We start from the raw sequence: 11,706 nt of genomic DNA, 5'->3' as shown, positions 1-11,706 counted from the left end.
GCCCGCCGTCCGCGAGCGGGTCGCCGCCCACCGCGCCGCGCACGGCACCGCCGTCGGCGTGCTGCGCAGCGCCCGGGTGCGGGCCGCCCGGCGCCCCGGCATCGACTACGACAGCATCCCCGCCTCGCTGGTGGCTGCCGCCGTCGAGCCCGGGGACACCGGTTACGCCGACGTGCGCTCCACCTACATGCGCGGCGGGCGCCCGGGCCTCGTGCTGCGGCCTGACGGCACCGACCAGGTCGTCGAGGCGCTGGCGTTCGCGCGGGCGCAGGACGTCCCCCTGGCGATCCGCAGCGGCGGGCACGGCATCAGCGGCCGGTCCACCAACGACGGCGGCATCGTCCTCGACCTCAGCCGGATGAACCGCATCGAGGTGCTCGACGTCGCCACCCGCCGGGTGCGCATCGAGCCCGGGGCGCGCTGGGGCGAGGTCGCGGCGGCCCTGCACCCGTACGGCTGGGCGCTCACCTCCGGCGACTCCGGCGGCGTCGGGGTCGGCGGGCTGGCGACGGCGGGCGGCATCGGGTTCCTGGTCCGCGAGCACGGGCTGACCCTCGACCACCTGCGCGCGGCCGAGGTGGTGCTCGCCGACGGCTCCGTGCGGCGCGCCAGCCCGACCGACGACGCCGACCTGTTCTGGGGCGTGCGGGGCGCGGGGGCGAACCTCGGGATCGTCACGTCCTTCGAGTTCGAGGTGGACGAGGTCGGCGACGTCGGCTTCGCGCAGCTCGTCTTCGACGCCAGCGACACCGCGCAGTTCCTCGTGGACTGGGGTGCGACCGTCGAGGCCGCGCCCCGGGACACCACGGCGTTCCTCATCATGGGGCCGCCGCGCGGCGGGATGGTCGCGGCGCAGGTGATGGCGATGGTCGACTCGGACGACCCGGAGACGATCATCGACCGGCTGCAGCCGTTCGCCCGGATCGCGCCGCTGCTGCAGCAGCAGGTCCAGGTCGTGCCGTACCCGGCGGTCGTCCAGGTCCCGCCCCGGCACTCCTCCGAGGGCGAGCCGGTGAGCCGCACCGGGATGGTCGAGCACCTCACGCCCGCGTTCGCGGCCGACGCCGAGCACCTGCTGCGCAGCGGGGCCACGCCGTTCTTCCAGATCCGGGCGGCCGGCGGCGCGGTGCACGACGTCCCGGCGGACGCCACGGCGTACGCGCACCGCTCGGCGCACTTCAGCGTGCTGGCGATGGGCTCCGGCAACCGGCGGCTCGACGCCCTCTGGGACGCGATGGCCCACCACTTCGACGGGCTGTACCTGTCGTTCGAGACCGACCGCCGCCCGGAACGGCTCGCGGAGGCGTACCCCGGGCCGACCCTGGCGCGAGTGCGCGACCTCAAGCGCCGGTACGACCCGCAGGACGTGTTCCGGCACAACTTCTCGGTCGCCGAACCGCCCGCCGTGGTGCTCTGACCTCCGCCGCGAGGGGGACCGGGGTGCGCCGCGAGGAGGACCCCGTCCACCCCTCGGGGTACCCGAAGATACGGCCGCAGGCCGATCCGCGACGGGGGTCGCTCCCGGCACGATGGAACCTGTCAGCAGCCGAGCAGGAACCCGAGGAGCACCCATGACCCCCGTGTGGATCGTCGTCGTCGGCCTGGTGGCCGTGATCGTCGTCGTGAGCCTCGGCGGTCAGCTCCAGCAGCGCGCCCGCGAGTCCCGGCCGCGCGCCCACCGATGAGGAGACCGCCTGTGTCCGCACGCCCCTGGAAGATCGTCACCGCTGTCGCCGCCGCCGGAGCCGTCATCGCGGTCGGCCGCAAGATCGTGCTGGAGCGCCGCGCGTCGGCGTGAGGAGCCACCCGGGACCGCCGCAGGAGGGTGCGGCGGTCCGCGGGACGCCGGGAGGGCCGGGTCGCCTGGAGGGTGCGACCCGGCCCTCCGTCGTGCGCGGGGCGGGTGGCCGCGTCCGGGGTGCGACGGTCAGGCGCGGGCCATGCGCCGCGCGGCGCGCATGCCGAACACCGCCGCCGGGCCGATCGTCGAGCCCGGCCCCGGGTAGGTGCGGCCCATCACCGACGCCGAGCAGTTGCCCGCCGCGTACAGGCCGTCGATCACGGAGCCGTCCTCGCGGAGCGCGCGCCCGTCGACGTCCGTGACGACCCCGCCCTTGGTGCCCAGGTCGCCGATCACCACCTGGAAGGCCGTGAACGGCCCGCGCTCCAGCGGCCCCAGGTTGGGGTTCGGGTGCACCGTCGGGTCGCCGTAGTAGCGGTCGTACGCCGAGTTCCCCCGGCCGAAGTCACCGTCCACGCCCGAGCGCGCGAAGCCGTTGAACCGCTGCACGGTGTCCCGGAACGTCCCGGGGTCGACGCCCATCCCGCGCGCCAGCTCCGCCAGCGACGGGGCGGTGACCGCCATCCCCGCCTCGCGCAGGGCCTTCGTCGCGCGCGGGTCCAGGGCGTAGTTGCGCAGGTAGCGGCGGGCGTGCCGGGTCTCCGCGACCAGCCAGTACGGCCCGTCCGGGTCGTGCTCGAGCATGTGGTGCCCGAGGTCGACGTACGACTCCGACTCGTTCGCGAACCGGGCGCCGCGGGCGTCGACCATGATCGAGTACGGCAGCGAGCGCTCACCGACCAGGAACGTCGGGCCGTTCGCCCCCGCCTCGCCGGGCGGGGCCGCGACGGAGGCGCCCCACCAGGCGTCGTCCATGAGCTCGACGGCGGCCCCGGCGGCCTGCGCGAGCGCGATCGGCGCCCCGAGGTTGCCCGGGTTGCCCGACGGGGAGCCGTCGATCCCGTGGAACTTCTGCCGCCACTCCACGTTGTGGTCGAACCCGCCCGACGCCAGCATGACGCCGCGCGTGGCCCGCACCGTCACCGGCCGACCGTCGCGGGTGACGCGCACGCCGACCACCCGGCCGTCCTCGACCAGCAGCGACTCCAGCGGGCTGCTCAGCCACAGCGGGACCCCTGCGCGCTGGACGACGGCGTTCAGCAGCGACACCGCGAGCGCGGCGCCGATGCCGACCTTCCGCTGCCCGCGCACGACGCCGCCCAGGGCCCGGAACACGAACCGGGCGCCGCGCACGAACCCCGCGGGCGTCGACCAGGCGCGCTCCAGCAGCCACATGTCGTCGGTCTTGATCGGCAGCGGCAGCAGCGCCCGGCAGGTCGACCACCAGTCGCCGATCACCTTGCTGTCCAGCGGCTGCACCTCCAGCGCGCGGCCGATCTTGCCGCCCGGCAGCTCCGGGTAGTAGTCGGGGTAGTCGGTGGCGCGGGCGAACACGACGCCGTGCCGCTCGGCGGTGGTGACGAAGTCCCCGACCCCGTCCACGAACGCCTCCTTGCGGGCCCGGTCCGACGCGCGCCCCACGTCGCCGACGCAGGCGTCCAGGTAGGCCAGCGCCTCGGCCCGCGAGTCGCCGATCCCGTCCCGGCGCATCAGCGGGTTGTCCGGGAGCCACAGGCCGCCGCCGGACATCGCGGTGCTGCCGCCCCAGCGGTCGGTGCCCTCCACCATCAGGACGCGCAGGCCCTCGTCGGCCGCACCCAGGGCGGTCGCGAAGCCGGCGCCCCCGGTGCCGACCACGACGACGTCGTAGGTCTCGTCTGCCTCGGGCACGGGCGTCCTCCTCGACTCGATCCGGACACCGGTGTCCGGTTGAGCCCAGAATGCCCCGCGGGGCCCGCGAGGACAACCCCCGCAGCGCTGCGCCTGCGCGCGCCGCCGCCCGCCTCTGCGCCCCGCCCCCGGGTGCCGTTCGTCGAGTGGACAGCTCTCGCCTGCCCGTCGGAGCCGGATCGCAGGCGAGGGCTGTCCGCTCGACGCGCGCGCCGGTGCGACTGCGGGTGGGTGCAGCGGGTGGGCGCGGGTACGTGCAGCGCGGGTGCGCGGCGCGGTGGGGTCAGGCGGTGCCGGGGAGGGGGAGGGTGGCGTCCGGGAGGGTGTCGGGGGCGTCGACGAGGATGCCGTGCAGCGCGAGCGCGAGGGCCCGGCGCGCCGCCGTGGCGACCGCCTGCGGGGAACCGGTCGGGGGCTCGGGCGTGGTGCCTGCTGCGCCCACGGGGCGGGCGACCGCGTCGGGGTGCGCCGCGAGCACGCCCTCGACCATGGCGAACAGCAGCCGCACGTCGTCGTCGGTGACGCCGGGCCGGACCCGGCCGCGGTCGCGCGCCTCGTCCAGCGCGGTGGTGAGCAGCGCGGCGGCGCGGGCCTCGACGTCGGCGAGCGCGGGCTCGGAGCCGTGGGTGGCGTGCACGGCGGCGAACAGCCCGGGCGCGTCGACCTGCTGGGCGCTGATCTCCGCGACGAGGTGCTCCAGCAGGTGCGCGGGCGGGAGCGTCGCGACGTGCGCCTCCAGCGCGTCCACCCGCGCGGTGTACACGGCGGTGATGAGCGCGGTGCGGTCCGGGAAGTGCCGGTAGAGGGTGCCGCGCCCGACCCCGGCGCGCTGCGCCACCCGGTCGAGGGGCACGCCGGCCCCGGCCGCGCGGAACTCCACCTCGGCCGCCGCCACGATCTTCGCGCGGTTGCGCACCACGTCCCGCCGCTCGGTCACGCGGCCGAGGGTAACCCCGTCGCGGAACCGCGCGTGCCGCGGTCCGCGGCGGACTACGGTGACGAAACGGACACCGACGTCCGCATCGACCCGAGGAGAGCACCATGTCCGACCGCTTCACCGGCCGCACCGTCGTCGTCACGGGGGCCGGGTCCGGCATCGGCCGCGCGACCGTCGTCCGCCTGCACGCCGAGGGCGCGACCGTCGTCGCCACCGACGTCGCGGGCGACCGCCTCGTCGCGCTCGCGGCCGACCTGCCGGGCGACCGCCTGCGCACCGTGACCGGGGACGTCGCCGAGGACGCCACCGTCGAGGCGGTCGTCGCCGCGGCGGACGGGCGACTCGACGGGCTCGCGAACGTCGCCGGGATCATGGACGGGTTCCTGCCCGCGGGCGAGGTGGACGACGCGACCTGGGACCTGGTGCTGCGGGTCAACCTCACGGCGCCGCAGAAGCTCGTCCGGGCGGCGCTGCCGCTGCTGCTGGACGGCGGCGGGGCGATCGTCAACGTCGCGTCCGAGGCGGCGCTGCGCGGCTCGGCGGCGGGCGCCGCGTACACGGCGTCCAAGCACGGGCTGGTCGGGCTGACCCGGCACGTCGCGTTCGCCTACGGACCCCAGGGCGTCCGCGCCAACGTCGTCGCCCCCGGCCCGGTGGTCACGGGCATCACGGGGGAGATGCGCTCGGCGCTCGGCGCGGCGCGGTCCGGCCCCGTGCTCCAGGCCGTCGGGCTGGTCCCGGTCGGCCCGGAGCACCTGGCGTCCGCGATCACGTGGCTGCTGTCCGACGAGTCGGCGAACGTCAACGGAGCGGTGCTGCCGAGCGACGGGGGCTGGTCGGTGGTGTGACGCCCTCGTCCCCGCCCCCTGCCCCGCGCCACGCCGACCACAGGGTGCGGAACGGCCCGTCGGCGGCCAGTAGGTCGGCGGGCGCGCCCTGCTCCACGACCCGTCCGGACTCCAGCACCACGACGCGGTCGCAGCGCACCGCCTGGTCGAGGCGGTGCGCGACGACCACGGCCGTGCGGCCCGCGAGCAGCGCGTCCAGGGCGGTGTCCAGCGCGGCCTGCTGGGAGCGCGGCAGGTCGGCGGTGGCCTCGTCCAGCAGCACGACCGGCGGGTCCGCGAGCAGCACCCGGGCCAGCGCGAGCTGCTGGGCCTGGTCCGCCCGCAGCGTGGTCCCCTCCGGGCCCAGCGGCTCGGCGAGCCCGCCGGGCAGGTCCGCCCACCAGGTCGCGCCGACGGCGTCCAGCGCGGCGGCGAGCGTCGCGTCGTCGGCGTCCGGTGCCGCGAGGCGCAGGTCGGCGGCCAGCGGTCCGGTGAAGGTGTGCACGTCCTGGTCGACCAGCACGACCCGCCCCGGCCGCGTGCGGTGCACGGCGTGCGCGGGGACGTCCCCGACGTCCACCCGACCGGCGGTGGGCTGGAGCGTCCCGGCGACCAGCCGGGCGAGCGTGGACTTGCCCGCCCCGGAGGTGCCGACCAGGGCCACCCGCTCGCCGGGCGCGACGTCCAGGGTGACCCCGTCGAGCACCGGCAGGTCGGGGCGGTAGGCGAACGCGGCGTCGCGCAGCGTGATCGCGGGGACGCCGGTGCCGCGGCCGGGTGGCGCGGGCCGGGCCGGGGAGCCCTCGGCGACGCCGACCAGCCGAGCCAGCCCCGCCCCGGCGAGCGCGAGGTCGTCCGCCTGGAACAGCAGCACCCCCATCGGCCCGAACAGCCGGTGGAACACCAGCGCGGCGGCCGTCGCGGCCCCGACGCCCGCGGTGTCCGAGGCGACCAGCAGGTACCCCGCGACGAGCACCCCGCCGAGCCCGAGGGCCTCGGCGAGGTTCGCGCCGTTCGCGAACCGCCCGACGAGGGTCGCGCCGCGCATCTCGGCCGCGATCGCGGTGCGGGAGGTGGCGGCGACGGCGTCGAGGTGCGCGTCGGCGTCGCGCAGCGCGAGCACGGTGGGCGCCCCGTGCACGGCCTGGAGCACGGCCTGCGCGCGGTCGCCCTCGGCGCGCCGGGCCTCGGCGTAGACCGGCGGGGTGCGGCGGCGGAACCGGTGCAGCGACCACAGCTGCAGGGGCAGCGCGGCGAGCGCGCCGACGGCGAACCGCCAGTCCAGGGCGCCCAGCCCGGCGAGCGCGACGACGACGGAGAACAGCGCCGCGGTGACGGCGGGCAGCACGCCGGTGGCGGCCTCGCCCACGGTCTCGACGTCGCCGGAGACGCGGGCCACCACGTCGCCCTCGCCCGCGGCCTCGACCTGCCCGGCGGGCAGGTGCAGCACGCGGTCCACGACGTCCTCGCGCAGCGCGGCGAGCGCCGACTCGGTGACCCGGGCCATCTGCGTCTGGCCGAGCGCCCCGAGCGCGGCCGCCGCCAAGGCCGCCGCGACGATCCCCGCGACGCACGCGCCGACGACGGCGAGCGACCCGCCCGTGGTGGCGGTCTGCACCAGCACGCCCAGCAGAGCGGGCACGGCGAGCCCCGCGGCCGCCGCGAGCAGCAGCAGCCCCGCGACGAGGGCGAGGCGACCGCGGTGCGGGCGCAGCAGACGGCGGGCGGCGGCCCAGGTGGTGCGGCCGTCGGCGACGGGCAGCAGCGCGCTCACCGGCGCACCACCCGGTCGCACGCCGCGAGCAGCGCGGGGCTGTCGGTGACGACGAGCACGCCCTTGTCCGGGCGGGCGCGCAGCCCGGCGGCGAGCGCGACCTCCGTGACGGAGTCGACGGCGGCGGCGGGCTCGTGCAGCACGAGGAACGGCTCGTCCCGGTGCAGGGCGCGCGCGAGGCGCACGCGGTCCTGCTGGCCGCCGGACAGGTTGCTGCCCCCGGCGGCGACGGCCGATCCGGTGCCCTCGGGCAGCAGGGTCACGACGTCGTCCAGGACGGCGGCGCGCAGCAGGTCGGCGTCCACGGACCCGGCCGGGGCGACGACCTCGGCGAGCGGTCCTGCGAAGAGGTGGGCGTCACGCGGCGGGGCGTGCACGGCGGTCCGCAGGGCGGGCCCGAGGGTCGAGGCGCAGACGTCGTCGAGCAGCACCGCCCCGGGGTCGGCGGCGGTGCGCGCGCCGAGGACGTCGACCAGGTCCCCGGCGCCGGGGGTGTCGGCGTGCAGACCGACGACCTCCCCGCGCGCCACCCGCAGGACGAGGTCGTCCCCGACGCGCGCGGTGAGCGTCGTGGCCCCGGTGGGTGCGGCCGCGACGGCGGCGGGCAGCACCCGGGGCGCCGCGAGGGCGTCGTGCAGCCGGGCGGCGCTGGCCCGCTTCTGGGCGAGCCCGACCATCAGCTGCCCGGTCTGGGTGAGCGGGGTCTGCACGGTCTGCACCAGCCCGACGACCGTGACCAGCTGCCCGACGGTCAGCGACCCGCGCAGCGTCATCCAGCCCGCGGCGAGCGCGACGGCACCGACCAGGACCCCGGACGCCGCCTCGCTGCCCGCGAGGTACCAGGCCCGCGCGCGGGCCGCCCCGACCCGGGCGGCGAGCAGCGCGCGGCTGGTGCGGCGGTACCGGTCCGCCCCGGCGGTCGAGGCGCCCAGGCCCTGGAGCACCCGCATGCCGCCGACCAGATCGGTCGCGAGCGCCGCGGCGTCGGCGGCCTGGGCCTGCTCGCGGTCGCTGCGCCGCTCCAGGGGCGCGGCGAGCCGGTGCATGACCAGCACGGCCAGCGGCATCGCCACGGCGAGCGCCGCCGCGAGCGGCACGGAGATGGTCAGCAGCGACACCGCGGCGGTGGTGACCGCGGCGACCGCCGCGACCTGCCCGGCGAGCAGCCAGGTGGTCCCGGCGACCCGGACGGCGTCGGAGGTCGCGAGCGACAGCGTCGCGCCGGGCGGTCGGCCGGGGCCGCCGCGGTCGTCCAGCACCCGGGCCACCACCTGCTGCCGGAGGGTGTGCTCGGCGCGCAGGTAGGCGCGGGTGGTGCCGATGAGGCCGCCGCGCCAGCACAGGGTGAGCGCGACGAACAGCGCGGCGAGCACGCCGAGCCAGCCGACCAGCGCCCGGGGGTCGCGCCCGACGACGGCGTCGTCCACCGCGGCGCCGATGACGACGGGGACCAGCATCTCCGCGACCTGGTGGCCGCACAGGCCGAGGGTGCCGAGCGCGACGGGCAGCCGCTGGCCGGGTGCGGTGAGGGTGCGCAGCAGCATCCGCCCCGGGCTGGGCGGCTCCGGCGGGGCGGCGGGGGAGGACATCACCCAGGCAAGGTAACCCTTACTCCGGATGGCCTCGGCGCGGTAGCCTGACGCGTCGTGTCGCGTCTCGGACACGCCGTCCCGATGCCGACACCCGCTGTCCCGTCCCCGAGGAGGTCCGCCGTGGAGTTCCGGATCACCACGAACCACTTCCCGCCCGCGGCCCCCGGCCGGTGGGCGCGGCACCACCACGCCGAGCACGAGCTGCTCTGGGGTGCGCGCGGCCTGCTGACCGTCGAGACCGACGACGGCTGGTTCGCGGTCCCCGCGACGGCGGGCCTGTGGATCCCGGCGGGCACCGCCCACACCGTGGAGTCCTCCGGCGGCACGGGGTTCTTCTGCTCCTACCTCACGCACGCCCCGGAGGCGGTGGGAGAGCGGACCACCGCCGTGACGGTGCCGCCCGTGGTGGCGGAGCTGTTCCGCACGCTGTCCACCGAGGAGCTGCCCGACCCGGTGCGGGCGCGGTGCGAGCAGGTGGTGCTGGACCTGCTGCGCCCCGTCGAGGTCGCGCCGATGGTGCTGCCGATGCCGACCGACCCGCGGCTGCTCGCGGTCGCGCGGACGCTGCTGCGCCAGCCGGACGACGCGCGGTCGGTGGCGCAGTGGGCGGCGGAGCAGGCGATGAGCGTGCGGCACCTGTCCCGGCGGTTCGCGCAGGAGACCGGGATGACGTTCGAGCAGTGGCGGCTGCACGCGCGGGTGCGCGTCGCGCTCGGGCTGCTGGCCCAGGGGATGCCGGTCGCCGCCGTGGGGCGACGGGTCGGGTACGCGAGCGCGAGCGCGTTCGTCCAGGCGTTCGCCCGCGTGATGGGGCACACCCCCGGCTGGTACCAGTCGGACCACGCGGGCGACGCGGGCGTGTCGAGCACCGCGGGCACCGCCGCCTGAGCGGTGTCCCGTGCGCGACACGACGTGGCCGGTGCGACGTGGGCCGGGCGGATCGACGTGCGAGAACCGCTCTTAGGCTAGGCAAGCCTTACTGATGGCGTGCGTCGCTGCCGCCCCGTCCGAGATCTCCGAGGATCGATGAGCATCCGTGCCCTGCGCGCGCCCGCCGCGCTCACCCTGGCCTCCGCCCTGCTGCTGACCGCCTGCTCCACCTCGTCCGGCTCCGCCGAGGCCGGTGCGGCCGACGGCGAGCCCACGACGATCACCGTCACGGACATGACCGGCGAGGTCGAGGTCCCCGCGGAGCCCGTGGCGGCGCTCGGCATGTACACGACCGACGTCGACATCCTCATCACGCTCGGCTACCCGCTCGCGGGCTCGCAGCCGGTGCGGGACGAGGGCTACGAGGCGTACCCGTCGTTCTTCCCGGACGAGGTGGACGACGTCGAGACGTTCACGAACTTCCCCGAGTACAACTACGAGGCGATCCTCGCCGCGGAGCCCGACTTCATCCTCAACGGCCTCGGCTACGACGACGAGGTGGTCGCCAAGCTCCCCGAGATCGCGCCGACGTTCTCGTTCAACGGGTTCGACGGCCGGGACTGGCGCGAGATCTTCAACGAGACCGCCGTCGCCCTGGACCGCGAGGAGCAGTACCAGGCGTGGACGGACACCTACGAGGCCCGCGTCGCCGAGATCAAGGCGGAGCTCGACGCCCGCGACATCCACCCGGTCGTCGGTCCCGTCGACTACTGGGACGGCCAGGTCAACGCCTCCTGCTACGGCGTGCCGTGCCTCGTCTTCGCCGACCTGGGCCTGGAGATCACGCCGCTCGCCGAGGGCAGCACCGACGGCACGTCGCTCAGCACGGAGCAGCTGACCCAGCTGTCCGACATCGACGTCATCTTCACCACGGCCACCCCCGAGGCGGACGGCACCTACCCGGACGTCTTCGAGCCCGTCGCGGACAACCCGCTGTGGCAGCAGCTGCCGGCCGTCACGTCCGGCCAGATCTACACCGGCGACCTGGAGATGCTGTACGGGTCGCCCTCGGGCCACATGGCCTACCTGGAGTTCGTCGCCGACTCCCTGCTGGGCTGACGCGTGCGCACGCCCGACGCGACCAGCGCCCCGCGGATCCGCCGCGCCGTCGTCACCGGGGTCGAGCGCCTCGGCCCCGGCATGGTCCGGGTGACGTTCGGCGGTCCCGACCTCGCGGACTTCGCGAGCACCGGGATCGGTGACGAGTACGTGCGGCTGTTCTTCCCGCACCCGGGGCAGACGGACGTCGTCGTGCCGTTCGTCTCCGGCGACTACTGGGACTACGAGGAGGGCGCGGACCCCGGTCCGATGCGGTGCTACACGATCCGCGACGTCCCCGCGCCGGGCGTGCTCGTCATCGACTTCGTCGTGCACGAGGGCGGTGTCGCCGCGGCGTGGGCCCTGGCCGCCCGGCCGGGCGACGTGCTCGCGCTCAACCCGCCGCGCGGGCTGTACGAGCCACCGCCGGGGATCACCTGGCAGCTGCTGCTCGCCGACGCGACGGGCCTGCCCGCGCTGGCGCGCGTCCTCGAGCTCACCGACCCGGCCGTGCGCACCCGCGCCGTCGTCGAGGTCGCGGACGCCGCGCACCGGCTGCCGCTGGTCGAGCGCCCGGGCGTCGACGTGGTGTGGACGGTCGGCGGCAACGGGCACGGGCCGTGCGGGCTGCTGGACGCCGTGCGGGCGAGCGCGCTGCCCGAGGGCCCCGGCTATGTGTGGTTCGCGGGGGAGAGCCGCGTGCAGCGTGCGGTGCGCAAGCACCTGCGGCACGAGCGCGGCCTGCCCGCCGCCGCCTACAAGACCGTCGGGTACTGGACGGACAAGGCGGAGGAGTGGGAGGCGACCTGGGACGGGCTCGACGCGGACGTGCGCGCCCGGCTCGACGCCCTGTGGGCGGACCCGGAGCGCGACCCCGAGGACGTCGCGGACGACGTGGACGCGCTCTACACCTCGGTCGGGTTGTGACCGCGGAGGTGCGTCCCCCGCGGCCGGCGGCGCCCACGGGCCCGGAGGCGCTGCCGGCCGCCGTGGTGCGCGCCGCCGGGCTGCCCGACGTCGCCGCCCTGCCGGACGCC

General features: G+C 76.7%; 9 protein-coding genes. 5 read left to right on the top strand and 4 right to left on the bottom strand.

Annotation, left to right across the window (positions count from 1 at the left end; translation table 11 throughout):
- Window positions 1-1,417, top strand: a 1,417-nt coding sequence (locus EBM89_RS17495) for an FAD-binding oxidoreductase (RefSeq protein ID WP_199732183.1), incomplete at its 5' end; no start/stop codon positions are given.
- A 510-nt stretch (window positions 1,418-1,927) separates the two neighbouring features.
- On the opposite strand, the gene EBM89_RS17490 is transcribed toward EBM89_RS17495, so the two are convergent.
- Together EBM89_RS17490 and EBM89_RS17485 are read right to left on the bottom strand one after the other, a co-directional pair.
- Window positions 1,928-3,571: an FAD-binding protein gene (locus tag EBM89_RS17490; RefSeq protein WP_122150923.1), complete on the bottom strand. Its 1,644-nt coding sequence runs from the start codon at window positions 3,569-3,571 to the stop codon at window positions 1,928-1,930.
- Between the two features lie 283 nt (window positions 3,572-3,854).
- A complete protein-coding gene (locus EBM89_RS17485) occupies window positions 3,855-4,508 on the bottom strand; it encodes a TetR/AcrR family transcriptional regulator (RefSeq protein WP_122150922.1) in 654 nt (217 codons plus the stop codon).
- 104 nt (window positions 4,509-4,612) lie between these two features.
- Here EBM89_RS17485 and EBM89_RS17480 point away from each other — a divergent pair, with 104 nt between their 5' ends.
- Window positions 4,613-5,356, top strand: coding sequence for an SDR family NAD(P)-dependent oxidoreductase (locus tag EBM89_RS17480; RefSeq protein ID WP_122150921.1), 744 nt, complete (start codon window positions 4,613-4,615; stop codon window positions 5,354-5,356).
- Here the strand turns inward: EBM89_RS17480 and EBM89_RS17475 are convergent.
- Both EBM89_RS17475 and EBM89_RS17470 read right to left on the bottom strand, forming a co-directional pair.
- A complete protein-coding gene (locus EBM89_RS17475) occupies window positions 5,310-7,109 on the bottom strand; it encodes an ABC transporter ATP-binding protein (RefSeq protein WP_122150920.1) in 1,800 nt (599 codons plus the stop codon). The two genes, EBM89_RS17480 and EBM89_RS17475, sit on opposite strands and share 47 nt — an antisense overlap.
- Window positions 7,106-8,698: an ABC transporter transmembrane domain-containing protein gene (locus EBM89_RS17470; RefSeq protein WP_122150919.1), complete on the bottom strand. Its 1,593-nt coding sequence runs from the start codon at window positions 8,696-8,698 to the stop codon at window positions 7,106-7,108. Before EBM89_RS17470 ends, EBM89_RS17475 begins: the two co-directional genes overlap by 4 nt.
- A 123-nt stretch (window positions 8,699-8,821) precedes the next feature.
- Between EBM89_RS17470 and EBM89_RS17465 the strand changes: the two genes are divergently transcribed.
- The 3 genes from EBM89_RS17465 (at window position 8,822) to EBM89_RS17455 (ending at window position 11,596) form a co-directional block, all read left to right on the top strand.
- Window positions 8,822-9,589 (top strand): helix-turn-helix domain-containing protein, encoded by a 768-nt coding sequence (locus EBM89_RS17465; protein ID WP_233571826.1) that lies wholly within the window; start codon window positions 8,822-8,824, stop codon window positions 9,587-9,589.
- 138 nt (window positions 9,590-9,727) lie between these two features.
- Window positions 9,728-10,690, top strand: coding sequence for an ABC transporter substrate-binding protein (locus tag EBM89_RS17460; protein WP_122150917.1), 963 nt, complete (start codon window positions 9,728-9,730; stop codon window positions 10,688-10,690).
- Window positions 10,691-10,693: 3 nt separating this feature from the next.
- The gene (locus tag EBM89_RS17455; RefSeq protein WP_233571825.1) at window positions 10,694-11,596 is read left to right on the top strand and encodes a siderophore-interacting protein; all 903 of its coding nucleotides are present in this window, start codon (window positions 10,694-10,696) and stop codon (window positions 11,594-11,596) included.
- Window positions 11,597-11,706 lie beyond the last annotated feature (110 nt).

Source organism: Cellulomonas triticagri (assembly GCF_003696205.1).
Classification (GTDB): domain Bacteria; phylum Actinomycetota; class Actinomycetes; order Actinomycetales; family Cellulomonadaceae; genus Cellulomonas; species Cellulomonas triticagri.
Note: the sequence above shows the minus strand (reverse complement) of the source record. Positions and strands in the feature narration are given on the sequence as shown.